The organism is Streptomyces globosus, assembly GCF_003325375.1.
GTDB lineage: Bacteria > Actinomycetota > Actinomycetes > Streptomycetales > Streptomycetaceae > Streptomyces > Streptomyces globosus_A.
Window position 1 is genome coordinate 4,405,536 of the sequence record NZ_CP030862.1, and the last position, 24,377, is coordinate 4,429,912.

General features: G+C 74.5%; 25 protein-coding genes and 1 pseudogene. 14 read left to right on the plus strand and 12 right to left on the minus strand.

From position 1 onward, the window contains the following. Positions 1–41: 41 nt before the first annotated feature. Both C0216_RS19365 and C0216_RS19370 read right to left on the minus strand, forming a co-directional pair. Positions 42–815, minus strand: coding sequence for an SDR family NAD(P)-dependent oxidoreductase (locus C0216_RS19365; protein WP_114056502.1), 774 nt, complete (start codon positions 813–815; stop codon positions 42–44). After that, positions 812–2,059 (minus strand): sedoheptulose 7-phosphate cyclase, encoded by a 1,248-nt coding sequence (locus C0216_RS19370; protein ID WP_114056503.1) that lies wholly within the window; start codon positions 2,057–2,059, stop codon positions 812–814. Before C0216_RS19370 ends, C0216_RS19365 begins: the two co-directional genes overlap by 4 nt. A gap of 219 nt (positions 2,060–2,278) precedes the next feature. Here C0216_RS19370 and C0216_RS19375 point away from each other — a divergent pair, with 219 nt between their 5' ends. Further along, on the plus strand, positions 2,279–2,743 hold the full coding sequence (locus C0216_RS19375; RefSeq protein ID WP_114056504.1) for a hypothetical protein: 465 nt from the start codon (positions 2,279–2,281) through the stop codon (positions 2,741–2,743). On the opposite strand, the gene C0216_RS19380 is transcribed toward C0216_RS19375, so the two are convergent. Next, on the minus strand, positions 2,740–3,951 hold the full coding sequence (locus C0216_RS19380; RefSeq protein ID WP_114056505.1) for an MAB_1171c family putative transporter: 1,212 nt from the start codon (positions 3,949–3,951) through the stop codon (positions 2,740–2,742). The genes C0216_RS19375 and C0216_RS19380 overlap by 4 nt on opposite strands. Then, positions 3,948–4,451, minus strand: coding sequence for a hypothetical protein (locus C0216_RS19385; RefSeq protein ID WP_246042623.1), 504 nt, complete (start codon positions 4,449–4,451; stop codon positions 3,948–3,950). The genes C0216_RS19380 and C0216_RS19385 overlap by 4 nt, the downstream gene beginning before the upstream one ends. A 405-nt stretch (positions 4,452–4,856) precedes the next feature. On the opposite strand from C0216_RS19385, the pseudogene C0216_RS35100 reads away from it, so the two are divergent. From C0216_RS35100 to C0216_RS19405, 3 genes and pseudogenes are all read left to right on the plus strand, one after another. Continuing rightward, a pseudogene (locus tag C0216_RS35100) lies at positions 4,857–6,188 on the plus strand (DUF6777 domain-containing protein); the annotation flags it as partial. Positions 6,189–6,687: 499 nt separating this feature from the next. Beyond that, positions 6,688–9,123, plus strand: a complete 2,436-nt coding sequence (locus C0216_RS19400) for a SpoIIE family protein phosphatase (RefSeq protein ID WP_114056508.1) — start codon at positions 6,688–6,690, stop codon at positions 9,121–9,123. A 168-nt stretch (positions 9,124–9,291) separates the two neighbouring features. Continuing rightward, positions 9,292–9,528, plus strand: coding sequence for a response regulator transcription factor (locus C0216_RS19405; protein WP_114056509.1), 237 nt, complete (start codon positions 9,292–9,294; stop codon positions 9,526–9,528). Positions 9,529–9,605: 77 nt separating this feature from the next. Here C0216_RS19405 and C0216_RS19410 read toward each other — a convergent pair whose 3' ends face one another. The 3 genes from C0216_RS19410 to C0216_RS33560 all read right to left on the minus strand — a co-directional run bounded on the left by C0216_RS19410 (position 9,606) and on the right by C0216_RS33560 (position 11,778). Then, a complete protein-coding gene (locus C0216_RS19410) occupies positions 9,606–10,616 on the minus strand; it encodes a serine/threonine-protein kinase (protein WP_114056510.1) in 1,011 nt (336 codons plus the stop codon). Between the two features lie 94 nt (positions 10,617–10,710). Then, a complete protein-coding gene (locus tag C0216_RS19415; RefSeq protein WP_114056511.1) occupies positions 10,711–11,157 on the minus strand; it encodes a helix-turn-helix domain-containing protein in 447 nt (148 codons plus the stop codon). A 105-nt stretch (positions 11,158–11,262) separates the two neighbouring features. After that, entirely contained in the window at positions 11,263–11,778 is a 516-nt protein-coding gene (locus tag C0216_RS33560; protein WP_246042624.1) for a hypothetical protein, read from the minus strand. A 248-nt stretch (positions 11,779–12,026) separates the two neighbouring features. On the opposite strand from C0216_RS33560, the gene C0216_RS19425 reads away from it, so the two are divergent. Genes C0216_RS19425 through C0216_RS19440 form a run of 4 tightly spaced genes read left to right on the plus strand, consistent with a single transcriptional unit; the run spans position 12,027 to position 15,102 of the window. Continuing rightward, positions 12,027–12,674, plus strand: coding sequence for a HemK2/MTQ2 family protein methyltransferase (locus tag C0216_RS19425; protein WP_114056512.1), 648 nt, complete (start codon positions 12,027–12,029; stop codon positions 12,672–12,674). After that, a complete protein-coding gene (locus C0216_RS19430) occupies positions 12,658–12,864 on the plus strand; it encodes a CDGSH iron-sulfur domain-containing protein (RefSeq protein WP_114056513.1) in 207 nt (68 codons plus the stop codon). Before C0216_RS19425 ends, C0216_RS19430 begins: the two co-directional genes overlap by 17 nt. Then, complete coding sequence (locus C0216_RS19435; protein ID WP_114056514.1) at positions 12,861–13,889, plus strand: iron-containing redox enzyme family protein; 1,029 nt, start codon at positions 12,861–12,863, stop codon at positions 13,887–13,889. Before C0216_RS19430 ends, C0216_RS19435 begins: the two co-directional genes overlap by 4 nt. 25 nt (positions 13,890–13,914) lie before the next feature. Then, positions 13,915–15,102, plus strand: a complete 1,188-nt coding sequence (locus C0216_RS19440; RefSeq protein WP_114056515.1) for a zinc-dependent alcohol dehydrogenase — start codon at positions 13,915–13,917, stop codon at positions 15,100–15,102. On the opposite strand, the gene C0216_RS19445 is transcribed toward C0216_RS19440, so the two are convergent. Together C0216_RS19445 and C0216_RS34590 are read right to left on the minus strand one after the other, a co-directional pair. Further along, positions 15,092–16,096, minus strand: coding sequence for a saccharopine dehydrogenase (locus C0216_RS19445; RefSeq protein ID WP_246042625.1), 1,005 nt, complete (start codon positions 16,094–16,096; stop codon positions 15,092–15,094). The genes C0216_RS19440 and C0216_RS19445 overlap by 11 nt on opposite strands. A gap of 150 nt (positions 16,097–16,246) precedes the next feature. Continuing rightward, positions 16,247–16,450, minus strand: coding sequence for a CBS domain-containing protein (locus C0216_RS34590; protein WP_428985441.1), 204 nt, complete (start codon positions 16,448–16,450; stop codon positions 16,247–16,249). Between the two features lie 111 nt (positions 16,451–16,561). Here C0216_RS34590 and C0216_RS33565 point away from each other — a divergent pair, with 111 nt between their 5' ends. From C0216_RS33565 to C0216_RS19465, 3 genes are all read left to right on the plus strand, one after another. Further along, positions 16,562–16,786, plus strand: coding sequence for a hypothetical protein (locus tag C0216_RS33565; RefSeq protein WP_162793080.1), 225 nt, complete (start codon positions 16,562–16,564; stop codon positions 16,784–16,786). A 450-nt stretch (positions 16,787–17,236) separates the two neighbouring features. Next, positions 17,237–18,700: an amino acid permease gene (locus C0216_RS19460; RefSeq protein WP_114056517.1), complete on the plus strand. Its 1,464-nt coding sequence runs from the start codon at positions 17,237–17,239 to the stop codon at positions 18,698–18,700. Between the two features lie 197 nt (positions 18,701–18,897). Continuing rightward, a complete protein-coding gene (locus C0216_RS19465) occupies positions 18,898–19,149 on the plus strand; it encodes an EF-hand domain-containing protein (RefSeq protein ID WP_114056518.1) in 252 nt (83 codons plus the stop codon). A gap of 5 nt (positions 19,150–19,154) precedes the next feature. Here the strand turns inward: C0216_RS19465 and C0216_RS19470 are convergent, their stop codons facing one another. The 3 genes from C0216_RS19470 to C0216_RS19480 all read right to left on the minus strand — a co-directional run bounded on the left by C0216_RS19470 (position 19,155) and on the right by C0216_RS19480 (position 21,016). Beyond that, positions 19,155–19,433, minus strand: coding sequence for a carboxypeptidase-like regulatory domain-containing protein (locus tag C0216_RS19470; protein ID WP_114056519.1), 279 nt, complete (start codon positions 19,431–19,433; stop codon positions 19,155–19,157). A 49-nt stretch (positions 19,434–19,482) separates the two neighbouring features. After that, on the minus strand, positions 19,483–20,415 hold the full coding sequence (locus C0216_RS19475; protein ID WP_114056520.1) for a trypsin-like serine peptidase: 933 nt from the start codon (positions 20,413–20,415) through the stop codon (positions 19,483–19,485). Positions 20,416–20,584: 169 nt separating this feature from the next. Continuing rightward, positions 20,585–21,016: a VOC family protein gene (locus C0216_RS19480; RefSeq protein ID WP_114056521.1), complete on the minus strand. Its 432-nt coding sequence runs from the start codon at positions 21,014–21,016 to the stop codon at positions 20,585–20,587. 217 nt (positions 21,017–21,233) lie between these two features. Between C0216_RS19480 and C0216_RS19485 the strand changes: the two genes are divergently transcribed. The 3 genes from C0216_RS19485 to C0216_RS19495 all read left to right on the plus strand — a co-directional run bounded on the left by C0216_RS19485 (position 21,234) and on the right by C0216_RS19495 (position 24,366). After that, the gene (locus C0216_RS19485) at positions 21,234–21,662 is read left to right on the plus strand and encodes a hypothetical protein (RefSeq protein WP_114056522.1); all 429 of its coding nucleotides are present in this window, start codon (positions 21,234–21,236) and stop codon (positions 21,660–21,662) included. A 287-nt stretch (positions 21,663–21,949) separates the two neighbouring features. Continuing rightward, positions 21,950–23,065: a PLP-dependent cysteine synthase family protein gene (locus C0216_RS19490; RefSeq protein WP_114056523.1), complete on the plus strand. Its 1,116-nt coding sequence runs from the start codon at positions 21,950–21,952 to the stop codon at positions 23,063–23,065. Next, the gene (locus C0216_RS19495; RefSeq protein WP_428985442.1) at positions 23,062–24,366 is read left to right on the plus strand and encodes an MFS transporter; all 1,305 of its coding nucleotides are present in this window, start codon (positions 23,062–23,064) and stop codon (positions 24,364–24,366) included. The genes C0216_RS19490 and C0216_RS19495 overlap by 4 nt, the downstream gene beginning before the upstream one ends. The last annotated feature ends 11 nt before the right edge of the window (positions 24,367–24,377 follow it).

Below are 24,377 nucleotides of genomic sequence, written 5' to 3' on the forward strand. Positions count from 1 at the left end.
TCGTGGTCGCCGGGCTGCCCGGCCGTGCTGGGGGTGGCGCCCTACTGGCGCGGGGCGTCCAGGGGCCGCGACTGGGACGCCGGGAGTCCTTCGCGGACCGGCGACCAGCTGCCGTCGGGCTGCACCACGAGTGCCTCGCCGTGCTCGGCCGCTCCGCGGGTGCGGGCGAGCCGGTCGGCGAGCGGGGCGAAGGCGGCCGGGGCCATGTAGCCGCTGTAGTCGAAGTCCTGGGGGCGGCGGGCCCGGATACCGGGGGTGTCGACCATGCCGGCGGGCAGCGCCTGGACGAACCGGACCTCGGCGGGGTCGGTCTCCTGCGCGAGGGAGCGGACGAGGGAGTCGGCTGCGGCCTTGGTCGCGGCGTAACCGGCGCGCCCGGGGCCGGCGTTGTAGACCACCTCGGACGAGACGTGCAGGAACAGGCCGGGGGCGGCGGCCCGCAGCAGGGGCATGGCGACCCTCAGCGTGCGGGCCAGGCCGTGGACGTTGACGGCGAACTGGTCGAGCCAGTCGGCCTCGCCGGTCTCCAGGAACGGCTCGCGCCGGGAGGTGAAGTAGACGGCCGAGTAGCAGACGAGGTCGGCGCGGGCGGGCAGGCCGGAGCGGAGCGCCTCGGCGGAGGCACCGGCGTCCCTGAAGTCCAGGGGGTGCCAGACCAGGGCGTCGCCGCCCGGGCCGGCCGGGCGGCTGCGGCTGAAGACGTGGGTCTCGATGCCGCGGGCGGCCCAGGCGTCGGCGATGCCTCGGCCGATGCCCGTGGACCCGCCGACGACGACCGCGGTGGCCGGGGGTGCGGTGCGGTCGGGGGAGGTCATGCGCCCACCTGCTCGGGGACGCGGGCCGGCGCCGCGGCGGCGGGCTCGGCGGGGCGGTGGTGCTCCCACAGCAGGGCGGCGGCGTCGCGGAGTTCGCCGGGGGTGACGTCGTTGACGAAGCGGTGGCGGCCGATGCCCATCGGCAGCGGGAGCCGCTGCCGGCCGTCGCGGTGGCGGACGGTGTCGCGCAGCGCGTCCTCCAGCAGGGCGGTGTCGTGCAGGACGTCGTTCCAGGCGGGCAGGCCGAGGCCGCGGATCGCGGAGTGGATGCGGTCGGCCTGGGCGGCGGTGACGTCTCCCCGCAGTGTGGCCATGGCGGTGGTCAGCGCCATGTCGATGACGACGGCCTCGCCGTGGAGCAGCTCGGGCAGGGCGTGCATTTCCAGGGTGGGGCTGAAGGTGTGGCCGTAGTCGACGCAGCGCTCCAGCTCCGACTCCCACAGGTTGGGCTGGAGTTCTTCGAGCATGAGGTGGATGGCCTCGGCGACGATGGCGTCGGAGGCGGCGGCGAGTTCCGGGGTCGTGCCCTGGAACCGGTCGGCGCGGACGGCCGGGCCGTGCTCCTCCAGCAGGCGGAACAGGTCCTCGGAGCGGATGAGGGCCATCTTCAGGATCTCGGCGAGGCCGTTGCTGACGTGCCGGTACGGCAGGCTGCGCAGGAAGGTCCGGTCGAGGAAGGTCGCCGTGGCCGGCGCGTAGGTGCCGAGCCGGTTCTTCCCGCGCTCGTAGTTGACGCCGGTCTTGACGCCGACTCCGGCGTCGACCAGGCCGATCAGGGTGGTGGGGATCCGGATGTAGGGCGTTCCGCGCCGGTAGAGGCTGGCGGCGAAGCCGACGATGTCGGTGAGCACGCCGCCGCCGATCGCGAGGACGGGCTCGCGGCGGCGGTCGATCCCGAAGTCGTTCATCGCGTCGACGACGCGGGAGACGGCGTCCCACTGCTTGACGGTCTCGTCGGCGCGCAGCGGGACGACGGCGGCCTCGATGCCGTGGGCGGCGAACCAGTCGCGCACCTGGGCCCCGTAGAGCACGTCGACGTTCTCGTCGATGACGACGAGGCGCCGCTCGCCCCGCTTCATGGGCACGTCGGGGCACCCGTCGAGCAGCGCCGTGTTGCCGGGTTCGAAGAGGCCGTCGGAGCTGACGACGTGGTAACGCACCTGGCGGACGGCCTCGACCGTCCATGCCGGGCCGTCGCCGACGGCCTGGCGGAGCCCCTGAGTGAAAGCAGTACCGCTGCGCATGTCCCCTCCAGTTCGAGCGCCATATGACAGGGCAAGAGAAGTTTCCATCGGCGCCTCGTCGAATATAGTAGCAGCAACGCTTGCAGGGCGTCATGTGTGCTATACTTTCCGCAAGCGCCGCTGTGACAAGCGAGAGTGCGCGTGCACGGGAAGACGGTCGAGCGTGAAGGCCTCTGTGCTCACTGACGAAACCCGACGAAAGCACCGGAGGTCGGTCGCATGGCAACGCTGGCGGAACGCCTGAACGCATGGTTCGCCGATGCCGCCACGGCGGACGCCGTGGGCCGGCTGCGCGAGCCGTCGACCGCCGAGGTCGCCCAGGCCATCTCGGAGGACCCCCGGCACAACGTGACGATCTCCCGGAGCTACCTGACGGCCCTCCGCAACGGCTCGCAGACCAACCCCACGGTCAGCGTCCTGTCGGCGATCGTGACGTACTTCCAGGGACGGGACATGACCCTGCCCGTCTCGGTCAGCGCCCTCATCGACGAGGAGCCTCCCGCGCGCACCTCCGAACTGCCCGAGGAGTGGGCGGCCCTGGCCGACCGGCAGGTCCGCTCGATCGCCCTGCGCGCCGGGCAGTTCACGCCGGAGCTGCGCGACCAGCTGCTCTCGATCATGGACGTGCTGGACGCCTCGCGGAAGCAGCAGCCGTCCGGGCGCGACGGCGCACCGGACTCCTAGACCGTCTCGGGCGCAGGCCCGCCCATGCCCCCGCAGAGGCCCGCCGGGCGCGGCGCCGCCCGCATCGTGCGCAGTTCGAGGGAGAGCCTGACCAGGGCGCCCAGGTCCTCCTCGTAGTCGGTGCCGCCCGCGCGGCCCCCGGAGCCGGGGGCGAGGACGAAGACGGACGCCGACGACGGCGCGCCGCCCGCGCCGTCCTGCTCGCGGAGCCGGCGCAGGGCGCGGTCCACGAGGCAGGCCGAGGTGCGCGGGTCGTCCTCCCGCACCGCCCCCTGCGACTCCTCGGCGACGAGCCGCAGGTAGGGGCCGAGACGGGTGAGCCCGTCGCGGCACTCCACGTACCGGCGGTAGACCGCCGAAGCGCTGACGAGCAGGCGGTTCCGCCGCCGCCGGTGGTGGTCGAGGACCAGCTCCGGGTGGATCTCGACCAGCCGGTTCCACAGCTCCTCCAGGCCGAGGAACTGCGCGCGGTGGTCCAGCCGCTCGCGCACGATCTGCACGACGCTGACGAAGCAGGGCAGGCTGAGCCCCGCGCACACCACGATCGTCGCGACCTGGCCGAAGACGAAGTCGTCGGCGTACGTGATCGCCCGACCCGGCTCGCGCAGAGTCGGCAGGTTCACCCACAGGAAGCGGAACACGCAGGTGAGGGCGAGCGCTGTCAGACCGCCGGAGATGACACTCAGCGAGAGCCGGCGCAGCGAGCGGCCCTTGCGGGCGTGCCGGGCGGCGAGCAGTGCGCAGGCGGCGTACCCGAAGAAGAGGTAGAAGTTGCCGAAGTTGTAGAAGGTGCGCACCCGCCAGTCGACAAGGTACTCCGAGGTCAGGACGTGGTTGCGCAAGTGCGGCGGGAGGGCCGCGGTCATGGCGGTCATCACGGACAGGCAGATCGCGCAGGCGACGGCCTCCCAGGGCCATGGCCCCCGCCAGCCGGTCAGCGGGCACTCCCGGAGGAACCCGACCATGAGGCCGAGACCGATCAGGATGGCCACGTTGAAGGTGATCTTCGTGAAGCCGGGGAACGTGTGCTCGTCGACCCGGGCAAGGACCGGCGGCTGGGCCAGCACGTTCCCGATCCCCATGAGGAACAGCGAGAGGAACAGGTGCAGCCTCATGGGGTCGCGGAAGCGGTGCTGGACCAGTGCGGGCATCATCCAGGCCGCCCCGCCGAGCAGCGTGACGATGGCGACCAGGTTGAGAACGCTCACGTCGGCCCGTCGGCGAGGACCAGGCTGTTGTAGACCGAGGGCCGCCACGGCTCGTCGAGCCCGTAGCGGCGCGCACGCCGGCTCATGGAGATGGCCTGGTTCATGATCGTCGAGGCGATGATCTCGGCGTCCCGCTCGTCCCTGTCGGAGTAGCAGGTGCGCAGCTGCACCTGCTCCGGCCGTTCGCCTGCGAGGTCGTAGGCGATGATGTGGCCGACCTCGTGCAGGATGATGTGCGCCTGGTGCGCCTTGGTGGTCTTCGCCTGGTAGGCGATGACGTCCTCGTGCCGGCGCGAGATCAGGATGCCGAACGGGCCGTCCGCCGGCAGGTCCCACTCCAGCAGGCTGATCGGCGTCCCCCGCATCTCGCCGAGCCGCTCGCACAGCGCGGTGACGCTGAGCGGCAGCTGCGGCTCCAGCCGCCTCATCAGGCAGCGGCTGTGGGCGCGCAGTTGCGCGTCGCGCAGCCGGTCCCTCCGCGTGCGCGGTGATCGTTCCACACCCCGCCCGAACCGACCGAACACAAGGCCCCCTCCCCGTTCGCTCACCGGCCGGGGACCCGGGGGCGCGACGCGTGGTCGCTTCCGGGCCGGCCGGCCACGGGGCAAATCTACGCCACCTGCACGGCCCCGGACGCTCCGGGAGAGGAAGATCACGATGGGTCAGCGGCGGGGAATGCGCTGGTCAGGCTCGTTCCGCGCGCTCGGACGGGTGGTGGTCGGTGAAGTGCGCGGCGGGGCGGGACAGGTCGCGCCTTGATCGGTTGGGGATTCCGCGGGACCGGGGCGCACAATGTGTGCTAGCAGACAAACCCACACCAAGGGCAGGGCAGGCGGCACGGGTGCGGCCGGGACGACCGGTCGGGCGCGCGGCGCCGGTGCCGGTGCCGGGTGGGAGGGAAAACGGTGAGTTCCGAACCGCGCTCCGAGCGCCCCACCGGCCCGCCCTCAGGCCCGCTCTCCGGACGCCCGTCCGGCGATGCGACGAGGCCGATCCCCCCGCCTCCCCCGCCGACGGCCGGCGGCGGGGGAGGCGGGGGCGGGGGCGGGCCCGATGAGCCGGGAGGGCCCGGGGGTCCGGGCGGTCCCGGCGGTCCGGAGCAGCAGCCGGGCGGCGGCGGGCGGCCGTGGTGGCGCTCGGTGCCGCGGATCGCGACCGTGACCGGGGCGGCGGTGGTCGCCGGGGTCCTGGCGGTCGTCTTCACCCGGCCCGACGGCGGGGGCGGCGGACAGCAGACGGCGGCGGGAGAGGTGATCCTGGAGCCCACCGGGTCCACCGGCGAAGAGCCGTTCACCCCGTCGACCGCGAACGCGACGACCGCGCTGCCGGCCGCGGCGCCCCGCACTGCCCCGACGGCCGCCCGGACCCTCACGAGCGTGGCGGGCTCGGAGCCCGGCCTGTACGGCGGCAGCCGAAACCTCGCCAGCTGCGACGTGGAGAAGCAGATCCGCTACCTCGGCTCGGACCCCGCGAAGAACAGGGCCTTCGCCTCCGCGCTGAAGGTGGAGGAGTCCGCCGTACCCGGCTACCTGCGCTCGCTGACGCCCGTACAGCTCCGCTCGGACACCCGCGTCACCAACCACGGCTACCGCAACGGCGCGGCCACCGGCTACCAGGCGGTGCTCCAGTCCGGCACGGCCGTCCTGGTCGACAGCCACGGCGAGCCGAAGGTGCGCTGCGCCTGCGGCAACCCGCTGAGCCGCGCGGTCCCGCAGGCCGGCACCCCCGAGCAGAAGGGGAAGAGCTGGCCCGGTTACCGGCCGCAGAACGTCGTCGTGGTCAACCGCTCGGAGACGGCGGTCAAGGTCTTCGTCATCTTCGACCAGAAGGACCGGCAGTGGGTGAGCCGGTACTCGGGCGACCACGGCAAGCGCGACAGGAAGGCGGAGCCGCCGCCGAAGCACTGGCCGCTGCCTCCGACGGCCCCGCCGGCGACCGAGCCGCCCGCGACGAAGTCCCCCCACGGGACCCGCGACCCCCACTCCCCCGGGCACGAGACCCGCGACCCGCGCTCGCCGGGGAAGGAGACCCGCGACCCGCAGACCCCGGGCCGCGAGACCGGGAAGCCCGAGAGCCCGGCCCCGGAGTCGCCGGCCTCCGAGCGCCCCGGTGTACGGGAGAGCCGGCCGCCCGCGCCCGAGTCCCCCGACCGGGAGTCGCCGTCCGCGCCCGCGTCGCCCGAGCGTCCGAACCTCCGGGACGCCGAGACCGAGCGCCCGGACGCGCCCTCCGGGGAGAGCCCCGCACCGGAGCCGACCGCACCCCCCTCGCAGGAGCGCCCGAACCTGCGGGAGACGCAGTCCGAGCCCCCGCCCCCGAGCCCTCCCCGGCGCAGCCGTCGGCCCCCGCAGAGCAGGAGAGCCCCGCTCAGCAGTCGCCCGCCCCGGAGGGCCCCGGCGAACAGCAGCAGCCCGGCGAGCAGCAGCCCGAGCAGCAGCAGCCCGGCGACCAGCAGCAGAACTCCTGACGGCACCGGGGGCCACGGCACGCAGCACCGCAGTCGGCCGGCGGTCCCGACAGGCCGTGTCGGAGGAGGCCGCCGCGGGGCGGACCGGGGCCGCGTCTTCGGAGCCGCCCGGCGCCGCACCCCGCTGCTCGGCGGCCGGGCGGCGACCGGCGGTGGCACTGCGTTGGTGCTCCCTGCCGCGCTGGATCATGCTGGTGTGTGGAGCCCCTGGCCGTGCAGGTTCCCGTGGGACAGCGGCAGGGGAACGAACGAGGGCGAGATGAGCGGCGATGGAGCGACTTCCCACCTCTCCTGGTGACCGGCCTGCGGGTACGGAGGCGCCGTCCGGGCCGGCGTACACGGCCGCGGCGACCGTCAACGAGCAGGGCGTCGTCACCGAGTGGAGCGAGGGCGCGCGCCGGCTGCTCGGCTACGAGGCCTCCGAGACGGTGGGCCGGCCGGCCGCCGGGCTGCTCGCGGACGATCCGGCCGAGTCGGCGCGGAGGTTGGCGCCCTGGCAGGACCGGTGGAGCGGCACCGTCGCGCTGCGGCACCGGGACGGCCACCGGCTGGAGGCGGGGCTGCTCGCGCACCGCTGGACCTCGAGCGGCGGAACGGCGAAGTGGTTCGTGGTGTCCGCAGTGACGGGCGCGCCGGGCCTCGGCTGGGGCGAGCCGCTGCGGGAGTGGGCCTTCGCCCAGTCGCCCTGCTTCCTCGCGGTCTTCGACCAGGACCTGCGGCTGGTGCGGGCGAACGCCGGAATGGAGCGGACCCTGTCCCTGACGGAGCCGGAGATGCTGGGACTGCGCCTGCCGGAGATCGCGCCGGACCCGGTGAGCGACGAGACGGAGCGGCGGATGCGGCAGGTGCTGGAGACCGGGGAGCCGCAGGTCGTGGACGCCTTCATCCGGCCGGCCGGGGCGAGCACCGAGCACGGCTGGGTGACCTCGCTGGCCCCGCTGCGGGACCCGGAGGGCCGCGTGCACGCCGTGTGCCTCGCCGCGCACGACAGGACGGGCATCGAGGGGACCCGGCAGCAGGTGCTCGTCCCGCAGGACGACGCCGCCACGCGCATCGGCACCACGCTGGACAGCTCGCGCACGGCGCAGGAGCTGGCCGACGTCGCGGTGCCCCGGCTCGCGGACTTCGCCGTCGTCGACCTGCTGGACCCCCCGCCGCGCGGCGACGAGCCGTCGTCCGGGCTGTCGGCCGGGCCGGTCGCGGTGTGCCGGATGGCGGTGCAGTCGATCCTGGAGGGCAGCCCGGAGTCACGGGTGTCGGTCGGGGAGACGACGGTGTACCCGCCGCTGTCCCCGGCGGCCGAGTGCCTGGCGGCCGGGCGCGGCGCCGTGTACGCGACGTCGGACCCGGCGATCGCCGCGTGGGCGGCCGAGGACCCCGGCGCGTCCTGGATCAGCGAGTACGGGACGCACTCGACGATGGTCGTCCCGATGCGCGCCGACGGGATCACGCTGGGCGTGGCGGTGTTCGGCCGGCACCAGCACCGGGAGCCGTTCCAGTCGGAGGACCTGTGGGCGGCCGAGGAGCTGGCGACGCGCGCCGCCGTCAGCATCCACAACGCGCGCCGGTACACCCGCGAGCACACGACCACGATGACACTCCAGCGCAGCCTGCTCCCGCAGACGCTGCCGGACCAGGCCGCCCTGGACATCTCCTCGCGCTACCTGCCCGCCGGCGGGGAGGCCGGGGTGGGCGGCGACTGGTTCGACGTGATCCCGCTGTCCGGGGCGCGTGTCGCCCTGGTGGTGGGCGACGTCGTGGGGCACGGCATCCGGGCCACGGCGACGATGGGCCGGCTGCGGACCGCGGTGCGCACCCTGGCCGACGTGGACCTGCCGCCCGACGAGCTGCTGACCTACCTCGACGACCTCGTCCTGCACCTGTCCGCCGACGACGGCGACCGGCAGGGCACCGGGGAGGCGGCGCTCGGCATCGGCACCACCTGCCTGTACGTGGTCTACGACCCGGTGACCCGGGGCTGCACCGTCGCCCGGGCCGGGCACCCGCCGCCGGCCGTGGTCTCGCCGGAGGGGTCGGTGTACCTGCTGGACGTGCCGGCCGGGCCGCCGCTGGGCCTGGGCGGCCTGCCGTTCGAGACGGTGGAGACGGAGCTGCCGGAGGGCAGCCTGCTCGCCCTCTACACCGACGGCCTGCTCCAGGCGCGCGACCACGACATCGACGAGGCGCTGGACAGCATGTTCGGGGCGCTCGCCCGGCCGGCCTCGACGCTGGACACGGTGTGCGACAGGGTGCTGACGGCGATGCTCTCGCACCAGCCCGACGACGACGTGGCGCTGCTCGTGGCGCGGACGCGGGCGCTGCACGCGGACCAGGTCGTGGTGTGGGACCTCTCCTCCGATCCGTCCGTGGTGGGGCAGGCCCGCCGCAACGCCGCCGAGCAGCTGGCGGCGTGGGGGCTGGAGGAGGCGTCGTTCGTCACGGAGCTGCTGGTCAGCGAGCTGGTGACGAACGCGATCCGGTACGGGGAGCCGCCGATCCAGCTGCGCCTGATCCACGAGGGGAAGACGCTGATCTGCGAGGTCTCCGACGCGAGCAGCACGGCCCCGCACATGCGGCGGGCCCGGACCTTCGACGAGGGCGGGCGGGGTCTGCTGCTGGTCGCGCAGCTCGCCCGGCGCTGGGGCACGCGGCACGCCGCGGTGGGCAAGACGATCTGGGCGGAGCAGTCCCTCCTGGGGTTCTGACCAGCGGACGGGGCGCCTGTGACGCGCCTGTGACAGTCGGGGGACACGGCGGTGAAGGTCCCGAGCCAGGCTTTTCCATAAGAGACAAAAGGGACATTCAGTAACGAGTCCCTCTGCTTCCGAGGACGTGAGCAGTGACGGCCGAGCCCATTCGGCGGAGGAAAAGCCATGAGCCTCACACTCACCACCCCCACCGTGCACGACGAGACCACCGCCGCCGCCCTGGCCCCGCGTGAGCAGGAGACGCTGCGGCACATCGCCGCCGGGCGCACCTACCTCCAGACCGCCCGCCACATGGGCCTCTCCAAGCACACGGTCGACGCCTACCTGCGGCGGATCCGCGCCAAGCTGGGCGTCAACAGCACGGCGGAGCTGACCCGGCTGGCCATCGCCCTGGGGCTGTGACGGCGGGGCGAGGGCGGCCCGCCGGCTGAAGCGGGAAGGGGTGAGGAGGAGGGGGCGGGGGCGGGGGCGGGGTAAGGTCACGTCCCTCCGGGCGTGCCGCCGAAGACCGGCCGGGCCCACTCCGGCGGCTCCGGCGGCGGCCCGGGGGGCTCTTCCGTTCCGGCGGACTGCCCGTCATCGTGCCGGGGCCGTACGGGCGTCCCGGCGCCGGCGGTGGCGGCGCGCAGGGCCGCGACGAACTCCAGGCACGACCCGTACCGGTCCTCGGGCACCTTCGCGAGCCCCCTGGACAGCACCTCGTCGGCGGCGTCCGGGATCTCCGGCCGCCGCTCCGTCAGCGGCGGCGGCTGGTCGAACTGGTGGGCCCACAGCAGTGCGGCGTCCTCCTCGCGCTCGAACGGCGGCCCGCCCGCGAGGGTTTCGTAGACGACGCAGGCGAGGCTGTACTGGTCGCACCGGCCGTCCACAGGCCGTCCCGAGATCTGCTCCGGCGCCATGTAGTCGAGCGTCCCGACGAACTCCCCCTCCGTCGTGAAGCCGGTGAGCGACAGCGCCTTCTTCGTCAGGCCGAAGTCCGTCAGGTAGACGTGCTCGGGGTGCTCGCTGTCGGGGCCTGCGGCGACCAGGATGTTGCCCGGCTTGACGTCCCGGTGCACCAGGTCGTGCTCGTGGGCGGCGTCGAGCGCCGACGCCACCTGGGCGGCGATGCGCAGGGCCGTCGCGACGGGCAGCGGCCCCTCCCGGTCCAGCAGGGCCCGCAGGTCGGCCCCCGGGACGTACCTCATGGCGATGTACAGGACGCCGTCCGTCTCGCCGGCCTCGAAGATCGGCACGATGTGCGGGTGCTCGATCGACGCCGCCACGCGCGACTCGTGCGTGAACCGGCGCCGGAAGGTGTCGTCCCGGGCGCGCTCGGGGGCGATCAGCTTGAGCGCGACCGTGCGGTCCAGGCGCAGGTCCTTGGCGCAGTAGACGACCGCCATGCCGCCGCGGCCGAGCATCCGCTCGACCCGGTAGCCGGCGATCTGCTTCCCGATCAGGCCGGAGGGCTGACCCGCGTACACGCTCAGGCTCGACGGCGTGCCCATACGGAAGAGTCTATGCGGCACCTGTCGGGGGTGCCCCCGCGCGCGGGGGCGCCCCGGCCGGTGGGGGCCGGGGCGCCTGCATGAGGCGGCTCCTTCAGGAGCAGCGGAGGCTGCTGCCGTTCATCAGGGCGATCCAGTTGCCTTCGAGGTAGTGCTTCTTCCATGTGTCGAGCTGCTGGACGGGGATGTCGTACTGCCGGGCGATGTCCTTCTTGCGGGTGTCGGTGCCGTCGGCGAGGAGGGCCAAGACGATGTGGACCTTGTCGGCGGGGTTGAGCTGGTCGGCGGGCTTGTCGGGGAGGGCTTCGAAGCGGAGGCAGCCGGGCTGTCCGGGCTTGCCGGGCTCGCCGGGCTGTCCGGGGGCGCCGCCCTTGCCGCCTTCGCCCCCCTTGCCGCCTTCGCCGCCGGCGGCGCAGTACGGGGGGAGCTGTCCGGCGGTGGCGGGGGGCGGGGCGGCGTGGGCGGAGCAGGCCGTGCCGGTGAGGAAGGCCAGGGAGGCCGCCGCGAGGATGAGGGGACGGTGCCAGGAGCTGGTGGACATGGGGTTCTCCGCCTCGGGGAAACGGGTGGGTGGGTGGGGGTGGAGCGGGGTGGAGGCCGGCGGCCTCCACCCCGCGGATCGGGTCAGGCTCGGTTCGGGCGCGGGTCAGAAGATGCTGCCGCCTCCCTTGCCGCCGGCGCCGCCGAGGCCGCCGAAGATGCCGAAGCCGCCGGAGCCGCCCTTGCCGCCGTCGCCGCCCTGGAAGACACCGAAGCCGCCGTTGCCGCCCTTGCCGCCGTCGCCGCCAATGACGCCGCTGCCGCCCGCACCGCCGACGCCGCCGGCGCCGCCGAGGAGGCCGCTGCCGCCGTCGCCGCCGCTGCCGCCCGCACCGCCGACGCCGGTGACGCTGCCGCCGCCGGCGCCGCCGGCGCCGCCACCGCCGCCGACCAGGCCGGACCCTCCGGCCCCGCCGTCGCCTCCGGCGCCTCCGGCGGCCGGGAGCGCGGACGCCACCTGGGCGGGCATCGGGGCGGCCGAAGCGGTGGCCGCGGGCAGGAGGACCCCGCCGGTGACGACCGCGGCCGAGGCGGCCAGCGTCGCGAGACGGAGGCTGCGCCGCCTGGGGCGCACGGAGCCGGTGGCGGTGGCGGTGGCGGCGTTCTGCATGGTGCGGTTCATGGGATTCTCCTGCCGTGTTCCGGGGATGGGTGCTCTCTCGGTGCGGCCCTTGCGGGGAATCAGGGAGGGTCCCGGTCCTTGGGGGGCTTCCCTCGCTCCGGTGGGGGCGCACAACCAGTAGGCCCGAGACGCCCCGCCCCGGACACGTTCCGGAAACTCGGGGCTTGACAGCCCGGGAAGGGCCCCGCTCGACGAAACCGCACTGCGGTGCGGGGCATACCGGTCCGGCCGCCGGGCAGCCGCAGCGTATGACCGCACTCGTCCTGCTGCCCGGGGTCTACCGCCCCCAGGCCGACACCCGGCTCCTGGCCCAGGCCCTGGACGCCGAACCGATAGCGCCGGGGAGCCGCGTCCTCGAAGTGGGCACCGGCAGCGGCGTCCTCGCCCTGCTGGCCGCCGCCCGCGGGGCCGCCGTCACCGCCGTCGACGTGTCGTGGCCGGCCGTGCGGACCGCCCGCCTCAACGCCCACCGGGCCCGGCTGCCCGTTCGTGTGGAGCTGGCCGACGCGGCGACGTGCGCGCCCAGCCGCCGCTTCGACCTCGTCGTCAGCAACCCCCCGTACGTGCCCGCGCGCAGCAGCCGCGGCTCCGGCCCGGCGTTGGCCTGGGACGCCGGCGCCGACGGCCGCGCGGTCGTCGACCGGATCTGCGCGCGGGCCGCTCGGCTGCTGCGGCCCGGCGGCGTCCTGCTGCTGGTGCACTCGGCGCTGTGCGGGGCGGCCACCACCGTGGCGAAGCTCCGGTCGGAGGGCCTGGCGGCCCGCATCGTGCTGCGGGCGGACGTCCCCTGGGGGCCCGTCCTGTCGTCCCGCAGGTCGTGGCTGCACGAGCGCGGCCTGGCGCCCGCAACGGCAACGAGGGAGAAACTGGTGGTGATCCGTGCCGAACGCCCCTGAGCCCCGCACCCCCCGGCGCGTCCTGGTCGACCCGCACGGGCCGGTCCTCGTCGAGGGCCCCGTCGAGGTCGAGACGCCCGACGGGATCCGGCGCAGCGACCGCTTCATGGTCGCCCTGTGCACCTGCCGGCGCAGCCGGACCCTCCCGTGGTGCGACACCAGCCACCGGCCCCGGGAGCGGCGCCGGTGAGCGCCGTCGGACCCGCGGAGGCCGCCTGGTACGCCGAACCCCGCGGCGAGGTGTCGGCGGCGCTGGCGGACTGCCTGCGCCACGGGCGGGAGGCGCCGCCCGGCCTGGAGCGGGCCGCCGGCGGCCCGGCTGTCGACCCGTGGGGCGACGACCTCCACTTCGCCCTTTACCTGCTGTACGAGCTGCACTACCGGGGACTTGACGGGGTGTCGGACGACAGGGAGTGGGATCCGGGGCTGCTGGGCGTGCGCGCCGCCCTCGAACAGTGCTTCCTGGCCGCCCTTCGGGAAGCGGTGCCGTCCCCGCGGACCGTCGAGGAGTCGTTCGGCCCGCTGCTGACGACACCCTCCGACCGGGCCGGCGGGGTCAGCGGCCTCATCGCGGGGACAGGCGGGCTGTGGCGGGCCCGCGAGTACGCCGTCCTCCGCTCCCCGTACCACCTGAAGGAGGCCGACCCGCACGCCTGGGCCATCCCTCGGCTGACCGGGCGGGCCAAGGCCGCGTTCGTCGCCATCGAGTACGACGAGTTCGGCGCGGGCCGTGCCGAGGCCGTCCACGCCCGGCTGTTCGCCGACCTGATGGAGGACCTCGGCCTGGGCGCCGGCTACAACCGCTACCTGCCGGCCGTTCCCGCCGCCGCGCTGGCCACCGTCAACCTGATGTCCCTGTTCGGGCTGCACCGGGCCTGGCGGGCCGCGCTCGTCGGCCACTTCGCCTGCGTGGAGACCACGTCGTCCCCGGGGTCCGCCCGCATGGCCGACGCCCTCGCCGCCTGCGGGGCCGGTCCGGCCGCGATCCGCTTCTACACCGAGCACGTCACCGCGGACGCCGTGCACGAGCAGATCGTCCGCCGGGAGGTCATCGGCGGGCTCCTGGAGGACGATCCGGCGCTGGAGCCGCGGATCGCGTTCGGCTGCGACGCGACGGTCCTGTTGGAGGACCGCCTCGCCGACCACATCCTGACCGCCTGGACGAACGGGCGCAGCGCGCTGCGGCACCCGCTGCCGCAGCCGGTCGCCGCCTGAGGGCCAGCCCCCGAGGAGGAACGTCATGCGCGCACTGACCTGGCAGGGCCGGGAGGACGTCCGGATCGCGGACGTCCCCGACCCCCGCATCGAGGAGCCCTCCGACATCGTGGTCAAGGTGACGTCGACCGGGATCTGCGGCTCCGACCTGCACCTGTACGCCGTCCTCGGCGCGTACATCGACCGCGGGGACGTCCTCGGCCACGAGGCGATGGGCGTCGTCGAGGAGACCGGTCCCGAGGTGGGCACCCTGCGCCGCGGGGACCGGGTGGTGGTGCCGTTCAACATCTCCTGCGGCGCCTGTTTCATGTGCGACCAGGGCCTCCAGTCGCAGTGCGAGACCACGCAGGTCCGCGAGTACGGCAAGGGCGCGGCGCTGTTCGGCTACACCAAGCTGTACGGGCAGGTCCCGGGCGGGCAGGCCGAGTACCTGCGGGTGCCGTTCGGGGACACCCTGCCGGTGAAGGTCCCGCACGGGCCGCCGGACGAGCGGTTCGTGTACCTCTCCGACGTCCTGCCGACCGCATGGCAGGCCGTGGAGTACGCCGGGGTGCCGAACGCGGGGACCGTCGCGGTGCTCGGGCTGGGCCCCATCGGCCAGATGTGCTGCCGGATCGCCCGGCACCGCGGGGCCCGCCTCGTCATCGGGATCGACCTGGTCGACGAGCGCCTGCAGCGGGCCCGCGAGCACGGCGCCCACACCCTGGACCTGCGGCAGCACTCGGGAGACGCCCTCGTCGAGGCGGTCCGCGACCTGACCGACGGGCGGGGCGCGGACGCCGTCATCGACGCCGTCGGCATGGAGGCCCACGGCAGCAGCGTCGCCGCCCTCGCCCAGAAGGCCACCGCCGTCCTCCCCGACGCGCTGGCCCGGCCGCTGCTGGAACACGCGGGCATCGACCGGCTGGAAGCCCTGCACACCGCCATCGAACTGGTGCGGCGCGGCGGCACGATCTCGGTGTCCGGGGTCTACGGGGGCGCCGTCGACCCGATGCCGATGCTCACCCTGTTCGACAAGCAGATCCAGCTGCGCATGGGACAGGCCAACGTCCGCGCGTGGACCGACGACATCCTGCCGCTGCTCACCGACGCCGACCCGCTGGGCGTCGAGGGCTTCGCCACGCACGTCCTGCCCTTGGAGGAGGGGCCCGACGCGTACGCCCGCTTCCAGGCGAAGAAGGACGGCATGGTCAAGACCCTCCTCACCCCCTGAGGGAGCCGCCGCCGGGCGCCGGCCGGTGCAGGGTGACGCCGTGCTCGGCGAGGGACTCGGGGAGGCGGGCGAACACGGGCAGCTCCTCGATGTGGTGCACGCCGGCCGGCAGGGCCCCGCCGAGGAGTTCCGCGGTGACGTGGGCGGCGACCAGGCCCGTGACCCGGCTCTGCGCCCGGCCGGTGAGCGCGTACGCGCAGTGGCGGCTTCCGCGGTGGGCGTCGGCCCGTACCGCGAAACCGTCTCCTCCGAGGTGGATGCGGCGGAACGCCGCGTTCAGTGCGCGGCGCACTGCGGGCCGGCGGGCGGCCCGCCTCAGCCCGAACAGGGCGGCGGTCAGCGGCCGCGAGTCGAGGCAGAGGCGGGTGGCCACGCGGGGCGTGCCGAGGGTGCGGGGCAGCGTGTACTGGTCGGAGAAGGGGAAGGCGTACGCGGTGCGCGACCCGAACCCGGGCAGGGCGGTGCGCAGCGGGCCGGCGGCCGGGGGTGCGGCGAGGTGGTCGACCGTCCAGCGGACGGCGTCGGCGCCGTGGCGTTCGCCGCTGCCCAGCAGGACCGTCAGGTCGATGCGTTCGGCACCGCCGACATCCTCGTGCGCGCGCCGGGCGAGCAGGTTCGTCAGTCCGGGGGCCACGCCGACGCTGAGCACGGCCGTCGCGCCCGACGCTGCCGCCAGGGGGTGCAGGCCGGCCACGTCGTCGAGGAGCCGGCGGGTGGCGCCCACGTCGACGAGGCCGGTGCCGCGCTCCAGGCAGGCGCGGGCGGCGGCACCGTCGGGGGGCTCCACGCACATCACGGCAGCGGCCACGTCGCCGAGGCCGTCCAGCGTGCGCCCGAATCCGGCCGGGTCGCCGACGTCGGCGCGGACGCCGCCCAGCCGTGCCGCCTTCGCGGCGTCGCGGCCGGCGATGACGACGCGGCCGGGGAAACGGCTTTCGAGGGCGGAGGCGGCCGCGCTGCCGACGGCGCGGGCGGGGGCCTGCGCGGCGGCCACGACGCGGACTCCGCGGCGGACGCCGCCCTGGCCGTCCTCGGCCCGGAGACCTACGGCCTGCTCGTCGGACGGCGCGGCTGGACCCCGGACCGCTGGGAGCGGTGGGCGGCGGACAGCCTGGTCCGCCAGCTCCTCCCCTGAGTCGGCGGCTCAGGTGTTCGGCGGCGCCTGGCTGATGTCCGCCAGGGCGGAGGAGCCGTCTCTGCCGATGGCCAGGTCGCCCAGGGACACGACGCCCACGGGGCTGCCGCCCTCCGTCACGGGCAGGCGGCGCAGCGCGCGGGAGCGCATCAGGTCGACGGCCTTGTCGATGTCGTCGTCGGGGCCGACGGTGACCAGGTCCGGGCTGCACACGTCGGCCGGATGCGGTTTGGGGGGGCGCGTACGGGGACAGCCGCCTGGTGGCCACCGGACCGGCACGGGCCGGAGCAAGCCGGGTGGAGCCGGGGCGAGGAGCGTGCGGCGATGAACGGCGACAGGCGGGGCGGCGGCATGGGCGACAAGGAGCAGGCGCCGGGCAAGGGGCGCGAGGAGCAGGTCGGCGACCGCTCGCCGGACGCGGACCCGCCGCATCCGGCCGGGACGCCGCGCGACTCCGGCGACACGGCCCTGGACCGGAGGCGCAGGGACGACGCGACCTCCGGACAGGACCCGGACCGGCAGGGCCCGGACCGGCACGGCGGCCGCTGAGGCCCTGGAGGAGGGGAAGGAGCCATCGCGCAATCACCGGGCCCGGGAGCCGAAGTGCGCCGCTCCGGGCCCCGTTCACAGCCCACCACCGGTCACGTTGTGCAGCCGCACAGGAATGGTGCGTGTCCAACCTGGCACGGTCTGCCCCGATGTCATGCGGTGTTCGCTCAGAGGACGCTCAGATCCCGATAACGATCATGTCACCACACAAGGGTCTTTCGACCCGGTTGCAGGTGAATGACCGAAATGCCCGTGATGCTCGCCCCGATGGCGCGCCGATCTCCGTGGTACATCTTCACGACCGCCTGCCGGACACCACCCACGTCCGAGCAGGGGCGCTGGAGCCGGCCGATCGCCGGCATGCAACTCCATCAGCATCCGGGGGATCGGAACCCGGTCTGCGGCCGAGCGCGGCGCGGATCGGCATGGAGCGGAAAGGCGCACCACAGCATGACCTCGACGCAGGTCGACAAGCACCACGGCGACGGCTCGACCCAGGGCGACACGCCCGAGGAGGGCTACGAGCGGGGACTCGGCAGCCGCCAGGTCCAGATGATCGCCATCGGCGGCGCCATCGGCGTCGGCCTCTTCCTCGGCGCGGGCGCGAACATCGCGAAGGCCGGGCCCAGCCTCATCCTGATGTACGCCCTCGCCGGCGTCATCGTCTTCTTCATCATGCGGGCGCTCGGCGAGCTGCTCCTCTACCGGCCCGTGTCCGGTTCCTTCGCGGAGTACGCCCGCGAGTTCCTCGGCCCGTTCTTCGGGTTCGCGACGGGCTGGACGTACTGGCTCATGTGGGTGGTCACCGGCATGGCCGAGCTGACCGCCGCGGCGATCTACGTGCACTACTGGTTCCCGCAGGTGCCCCAGTGGGTGACCGCCCTCGTCTTCCTGGTGGTCCTCTACCTCGCCAACCTGATCTCCGTGAAGATCTTCGGCGAGATCGAGTTCTGGTTCTCGATGGTCAAGGTCACCGCGCTCCTCGGCATGATCGTGATCGGCATCGGCGTGATCACGTTCGGGTTCAGCGCGGCCGGCGACACCGCCGCCGTCTCGAACCTGTGGGCCTTCGACGGCATCTTCCCGAAGGGCGTCGGCTCCAGCCTCATGACCCTCCAGGGCGTCATGTTCGCCTACCTGGCGGTCGAGCTCGTCGGCGTCACCGCGGGCGAGTCCGAGAACCCGGAGAAGACCCTCCCCAAGGCCATCAACACCCTGCCGTGGCGCATCATCGTCTTCTACGTCGGTGCCCTCAGCGTGATCCTGATGGTCGTCAAGTGGACCGAGTTCCAGCCCGGCGTCAGCCCGTTCGTGGCGGCGTTCGCCAAGATCGGCATCCCGGCCGGCGCGGCCATCGTCAACTTCGTGGTGCTGACCGCAGCCCTGTCGTCCTGCAACTCCGGCATGTACTCCACCGGCCGCATGCTGCGCGACCTGGCCTCCAACTCCGAGGCGCCGAAGGTCCTCGGCAAGCTGAGCTCCACCAAGACCCCGGCGCTCGGCATCACCCTCTCCGTCGCCCTGATGGGCATCGGCGTGGTCCTGAACTACGTCGTCCCGGAGAAGGCCTTCGGCTACGTGACCTCGGTCGCGACCGCGGCCGGCATCTGGACCTGGATGATGATCCTCATCAGCCACATCCGCTACCGCCGCGAGGTCGTCGCCGGCCGCCTGCCCGCCTCGTCCTTCCCGGCGCCCGGCGGAACGGTGTGCAGCTGGATCGCCGTCGCCTTCCTCCTGCTGGTCACCTGCATGATCGCCATCGACCCGGACAGCCGCATCTCCCTCTACGTGGGCGCCGGCTGGGCGGTCTGCCTGGCGGTCGGCTGGGCGGTCCTGAAGTCCCGGAACCCGCAGGCGGCCCAGCGCGCCGCAGCGGGCGGGAAGGGCCTGGAGCGCGCGGGCCGGTCCTGACCGGCCCGGTCGATGCACCTGGCATCCCCCGAGGGGCGTACCGGCCGGCAGCGGCCGGTACGCCCTTTTCCTGCTCCGGCCGAACACGGGCCCCGTACGGGCAACCCCGCGGCGCCGCACCGCGTCCCTCCCGGCAGGAAGACGCACCGGCCCGTCCGGCGCGGACGGGCGGCAGCACCAGGAAGCAGGACGATGTGATGAGCGACAAGGCCCGCACCCTCTTCGACGCACTGGACCTCGACCGCGACGGCACGCTGACGCGGACCGAGGTCATCGCCGCCCTGCGGGCGAAGGGCCCCACGCTCGCCGCGCAGGGCGTCATCCCCGTCTGGGGCGTGGGCGGCGCGGACGACTCCTCGGCCCTCTTCGACGCCGCGGACCAGAACGGCGACCGCGTCCTCACCTTCGAGGAGTTCGCCGCGGTGGTCGACCGCCGCTTCGGCTGGTAGCGGCCTCAGACCGGGCGCAGCTCGGCAGGCGGGGCCCCGGCGGGGCCGACGGCGACGGCCGCCCGGGCGGTGCGCCCGTCCGCGGTCCGGCAGGCGACGGTGTAGACGCCGTCGGCGCCGACCGGGAACGAGAACCGTCCGTCGGGGCCGGTGAGCGCGGCGATGTCCGGGACGGGTCCGGGGCCGTCGGCCAGGTGGACGGCGGCGCCCGCCACCGGCGATCCGTCGGCGCCGACGACGGTTCCGGTGACGAGGCGGACGGCCGGGCCGCCGGGCGCGGTCATCGCCGCCCCCCGCCCGCAGGCCCGGCCGGCAGGCCGCGCGGGGCGCAGATCACGCCTTCCACAGGACCAGGTTGTCGAAGACCGCCTTCGTGATGCGGGTGCCGGAGTTGGTGGTCAGCCCGCCGTACGCGTGGACCGCGATGCCGTACCGGCCGCCGTTGTGGATGCGGTAGACCGCGCTGCCGCTCTGCCCGCCGGCGGTGTCGATGTCGTAGAAGACCTTCAGCGGGTTCACGGAGCTGACGCCGCGGCCGTCGTACCACTGGGTTCCCGGGGGCTGGTCCCCGGGGTAGCCGGAGATGTTGACGCTCGTCTTCAGCAGGTCCGCGTCGGGCCAGGAGCCGAAGCCGAACCAGCCGGTGGTCGCCCCGAGTTCGGTGGGGATGACGAGGGCCCCGTAGTCGAAGTTCTCGTCGCCGTCGGCCGTCCAGCCGGTGACGGAACGGAAGTTGGTGCTGGTGACGGCGCCGAACGGCAGGAAGGTGCCGTTCCGGCCGGGCATGACCTGGATGGACTTCACCCACCCGTCGCGGCCCGGCACGCCGCTGTGCTTGATGTGCACGACGTGGCCCGCGGTCACCAGGGTGTGCGGGCCGATGAACCAGCCGGTTCCGATCCACTGCGAGTTGTCGGCCGCGGTGACCAGCAGCGAGGCGTTGACCCGCCAGGGGTAGGCCGCGGTGTCGGTGATCTGGACCCGGTCGTCCGGGCCGTGGACCGTCTCCAGCAGGTCCGGCGGGCCGAAGGAGGCCTCGCCGATGTCCGGCAGCGGCGCGGACGGCGCCGTCCACGCCTCGGCGGGCACGGATTCGGACAGGGCGCGGGTGCGGCCGGCGACCTGCTCCAGCCCGTCGGAGGTGAACGCGGTGGGGCTGCCGCCCTGCGCACCCTCCGACGGGCCTTCGAAGAAGGCCTGCTCGGCGGCGGGCGCGGTGAGTTCCACGGGCTGGTTCGAGACAGCGGTGTGCGGACCGTTCGTCATGGCGACTCCCGGGGCTGCGTGAGAGGCGTGGGTGGTGGATGCGTGTGGAGGGCCCACGACGATGCACCGCGAACGCTTTCCGCCAGTCCGGGCCGCGCACCGTCCGGGCGCGCTCCCCCACTCCAATAGAACGCCGGTCTGCCGCTGATCGCCACGCGGCGGAGCGCGGTCAGCGCTCCGAGAGTTCCGAGGGGGCCTCCTGGACGAGCCAGCCGTTGCCGTCGGGGTCGCGGAAGGTCATGAACGAGTTCCAGGTGCCGCCCCTGCCGTCCTCCCAGCCGGACTCGCCGAAGTGGCGCACCGGCGAGACGTCGACGCCGCGGGCGACCAGCTCGGCCCGGGCCGCCTCGATGTCCGTGACGCACAGCTGGAGGCCGTGCAGGGCGCCCGGGGCCGTCTCCTTCGTGCCGGGCATCGCGGGCATGCCCTGGATCATGGCGATCGAGCAGCGGGATCCGGGCGGTGTCAGCTGGACGATGCGCGTGCCGGGGGCGACCTCGCTGTCGACGTCAACCTTGAAGCCGGCCTTCTCCGCGTAGAACTCCTTCGCGCGGTCGATGTCGGTGACGGGGACGGGGACGACTTCCAGGGTCCAGTTCACGGCAGGGTGCCTCCTCGGGCCGGGGCCGGCGGGTCCGGCCGGTTCCACCGTCGCATGCCGGCCCTGCGTGCGCGGCGGAACGCCACGACAACCGCAGGAACGGACCGGGGCCGCGTATTCACCGGTATCCGGACCGCGCCTCTTTTCGAGGAAAGGTTCGGGCCATCGTGCGGGGCGCATCTGCCGAAAGCACGGAAGACGTGGCTACGATGACGGCGTGACAGCAGCGGAAACCGCCTTCTGCGCGCCGTGGATCCGGGTCCGCCGGATTGCGGCGGCGCCGCTGTGGCTGGTCCTGCTGCTGGTCGGATTCCTCTGCGCGCACGGCGGGGAAACCGCGAGTACCGCACACCACTTCCGGCCCGCCGCCGCAACGGCCTCGGTATCCGCGCCGGATTCCGCGGCAGGGCCCGTGGCCCGCGCCGCGCACCAGGACCGCGTACACGGCGGAGGCGGCGCCGGACACCAGGGCGAGCACTGCGCACCCGGCCGGACGGACGGCGGCGCAGTGCTCGCAGGCTGCCCGGACGCACCCGCCGGCCGGCCGGCCGCCCGCGCGGGCTCCTCCGCCGCCCCCGCCGCCCCGGGACAGCCGCAGACGCATGGCGCCGCACCTCCCCTGACCCCCGGAGTGCTGCGCATCTAGTGCTGTGGCCGGCCCGCCGGAATTGCCCGGCGCCGGGACAGGGGTATCCGCACCCCGCATGTGCGGTCCCGTCCGCCCGCGTATCGCCGACCTGCCCGCGGCAGCGAATTACCCGCCCTTTCCCCCGGTGATTCCCTGGCCGTTTACGCCGCGAATTCCCCGCCCCGGCGACGCCGCGGCCTGCCGCTGCCGAACTCCGCCGGGAAATGCCGGCGGCGAGGCCGGTATTCGGCATGCCCGTTCACCCCCCGCCGCCAGGACCTACCGAACCCGAACGGAGCCCCCGCATGTCCTCCACCGCCCCCCGCCCCCCGGCCGCCGCGCCGTCCTCCCCCGGCGCCGCCCTGTCCGGGCTCGTCGGCAACACCCCCCTGCTGCGCGTGTCCGAGCCGTTCGCGCCCCGCGGCCGCGGCTTCTGGGCCAAGCTGGAGGGGTTCAACCCCGGCGGCATCAAGGACCGCCCCGGCCTGCACATGGTCGAACGGGCCCGCGCCCGCGGAGAGCTGCGGCCCGGCGCCCGCGTCATCGAATCCACCAGCGGCACCCTCGGCCTGGGCCTCGCCCTGGCCGGGATGGTGTACGGGCACCCGGTCACCCTCGTGACGGACCCCGGCCTGGAGCCCTCCATGAAGCGGCTGCTGACCGCGTACGGGGCCCGGGTCGAGGTCGTCTCCGAGCCGCACCAGGCCGGCGGGTGGCAGGAGGCCCGCCGCGCACGGGTGCGGCGGCTGCTGGACGGGAACCCGGGCGCCTGGTGCCCCGACCAGTACAACAACCCCGACAACACCACCGCCTACACCCCCCTCGCCCTCGAACTCGCCGCCGGGCTCGGCCACATCGACGTCCTGGTGTGCAGCGTCGGCACCGGCGGGCACTCCGCGGGCCTCTCGCGGGTCCTGAGGCAGCTCTACCCGCGGCTGGAGCTGGTCGGCGTCGACACCGTCGGCTCCACGATCTTCGGGCAGCCGGCCCGGCCCCGCCTGATGCGCGGCCTCGGATCGAGCATCCACCCCCGCAACGTCGCCTACGGCAGCTTCGCCGAGGTGCACTGGGTGGCGCCGGCCGAGGCCGTGTGGGCCTGCCGGCGGCTGGCGTCCTCGCACTACGCGACGGGCGGCTGGAGCGTCGGCGCCGTGGCGCTGGTCGCCGGCTGGCTGGCCCGCACCCGCCCGGAGGGCACCCGCGTCGCGGCGGTCTTCCCCGACGGACCGCAGCGCTACCTGGGGAGCGTGTACGACGACGACTGGTGCGCCGCCCGCGGGCTCCTCGACGCGCCCCCGGCCGCCGAGCCGGAGGTCGTCGGCCGGGCCGACGAGAAGGAGGTCGTCCGCTGGACCCGCTGCGCCTCCGTCGTCGACCCCCTGGCCGGGCGCGCGGACGGGGTGCGGGAGGCGTCCCGGTGAGGGGGCCCCTCGCGCCGCTCCGCTCGTACGGGGCGGGCGTCAGGCTGCTGATGGTGAACCAGTTCGCCATCAACCTCGGCTTCTACATGCTGATGCCGTACCTGGCGGTCCACCTGTCCGGGACGCTCGGCCTGGCAGCCTGGACGGTCGGCCTCGTCCTCGGCGTGCGGAACTTCAGCCAGCAGGGCATGTTCCTGGTCGGCGGGACCCTCGCCGACCGGCTGGGCTACAAGCCGCTGATCGTGGCCGGGCTGCTGCTGCGGACCGCCGGGTTCGCGGCACTCGGCCTGGTCGGCTCGCTGCCGGCGCTGCTCGCGGCGTCGGCCGCCGTCGGCCTCGCGGGCGCCCTGTTCAACCCGGCGTCGCGCGCCTACCTCGCCGTCGAGGCGGGAGAGCGGCGGGTGGAGGCGTTCGCCCTGTTCAACGTCTTCTACCAGGCCGGCATCCTGCTCGGCCCGCCGGTCGGCATGCTGCTCACGGGCGCCGGCTTCCGCCTCACCTGCCTCACCGCGGCCGGGATCTTCGCCGTGCTCGGCGCCGTGCAGATCCGCCGCCTGCCGCCCCGGCGGGCCGACGGCCCGGCCGGCCGCGGGGACGCGCCGCGCCCGTCGGTCCTCGCCCAGTGGCGGGGCATCCTCGCGAACCGGCCGTTCGTGCTGTTCTCGACGGCCATGGCCGGCTCGTACGTCCTCTCCTACCAGGTGTACCTGGCGCTGCCGCTGGAGGTGCGGCGGCTGGCCGGCCCGGGGCCGTTCGGCACGGCGGCGACGGCTGCGCTGTTCGCGGCTCCGGGGCTGCTGACGATCTTGCTGCAGACCCGCGTCACCGCCTGGTGCCGGGCCCGCACGACGTCCGGGCGGGCCCTCGTCTGGGGGCTGCTGGCCATGGCCGGGGCCTTCGCCCCGCTGCTGCTGGCGTCCGCGCTGCCGCTGCCGGACGGGGGCGCGTGGCGGTGGCTGCATGCGGCGGGCGTGCCCGTACTGGCCGCCCTGCTGCTCGCGGTGGGGACGATGGTGGCGTACCCGTTCGAGATGGACACCCTCGTCGGGCTGTCCGGGGACCGGCTCGTGGCCACGCACTACGGGCTGTACAACACCGTCTGCGGAATCGGCATCACGGTGGGGAACCTGCTCACCGGGGCGGCGCTCGACGCGGCCCGGGACGCCGGCGTGCCGTCGCTGCCCTGGCTCGCGCTCCTCGCCCTCGGCGTGCTGTGCGCGGGCGCGCTGCTGGCCATGGACCGCACCGGGCGCCTCGCGCCGCCCGGGCGGGGCGCCCCGGCTGAGCCGGCGGCGGCCTGAAGGACCGCGCC

Excerpts from the sequence above, each read along its gene's own strand:
- C0216_RS19365 (WP_114056502.1), bottom strand. The coding sequence starts at position 815 with ATGACCTCCCCCGACCGCACCGCACCCCCGGCCACCGCGGTCGTCGTC.
- C0216_RS19370 (WP_114056503.1), bottom strand. The coding sequence starts at position 2,059 with ATGCGCAGCGGTACTGCTTTCACTCAGGGGCTCCGCCAGGCCGTCGGC.
- C0216_RS19375 (WP_114056504.1), top strand. The coding sequence starts at position 2,279 with ATGGCAACGCTGGCGGAACGCCTGAACGCATGGTTCGCCGATGCCGCC.
- C0216_RS19400 (WP_114056508.1), top strand. The coding sequence starts at position 6,688 with ATGGAGCGACTTCCCACCTCTCCTGGTGACCGGCCTGCGGGTACGGAG.
- C0216_RS19405 (WP_114056509.1), top strand. The coding sequence starts at position 9,292 with ATGAGCCTCACACTCACCACCCCCACCGTGCACGACGAGACCACCGCC.
- C0216_RS19410 (WP_114056510.1), bottom strand. The coding sequence starts at position 10,616 with ATGGGCACGCCGTCGAGCCTGAGCGTGTACGCGGGTCAGCCCTCCGGC.
- C0216_RS19415 (WP_114056511.1), bottom strand. The coding sequence starts at position 11,157 with ATGTCCACCAGCTCCTGGCACCGTCCCCTCATCCTCGCGGCGGCCTCC.
- C0216_RS33560 (WP_246042624.1), bottom strand. The coding sequence starts at position 11,778 with ATGAACCGCACCATGCAGAACGCCGCCACCGCCACCGCCACCGGCTCC.
- C0216_RS19425 (WP_114056512.1), top strand. The coding sequence starts at position 12,027 with ATGACCGCACTCGTCCTGCTGCCCGGGGTCTACCGCCCCCAGGCCGAC.
- C0216_RS19440 (WP_114056515.1), top strand. The coding sequence starts at position 13,915 with ATGCGCGCACTGACCTGGCAGGGCCGGGAGGACGTCCGGATCGCGGAC.
- C0216_RS33565 (WP_162793080.1), top strand. The coding sequence starts at position 16,562 with ATGAACGGCGACAGGCGGGGCGGCGGCATGGGCGACAAGGAGCAGGCG.
- C0216_RS19460 (WP_114056517.1), top strand. The coding sequence starts at position 17,237 with ATGACCTCGACGCAGGTCGACAAGCACCACGGCGACGGCTCGACCCAG.
- C0216_RS19465 (WP_114056518.1), top strand. The coding sequence starts at position 18,898 with ATGAGCGACAAGGCCCGCACCCTCTTCGACGCACTGGACCTCGACCGC.
- C0216_RS19470 (WP_114056519.1), bottom strand. The coding sequence starts at position 19,433 with ATGACCGCGCCCGGCGGCCCGGCCGTCCGCCTCGTCACCGGAACCGTC.
- C0216_RS19475 (WP_114056520.1), bottom strand. The coding sequence starts at position 20,415 with ATGACGAACGGTCCGCACACCGCTGTCTCGAACCAGCCCGTGGAACTC.
- C0216_RS19490 (WP_114056523.1), top strand. The coding sequence starts at position 21,950 with ATGTCCTCCACCGCCCCCCGCCCCCCGGCCGCCGCGCCGTCCTCCCCC.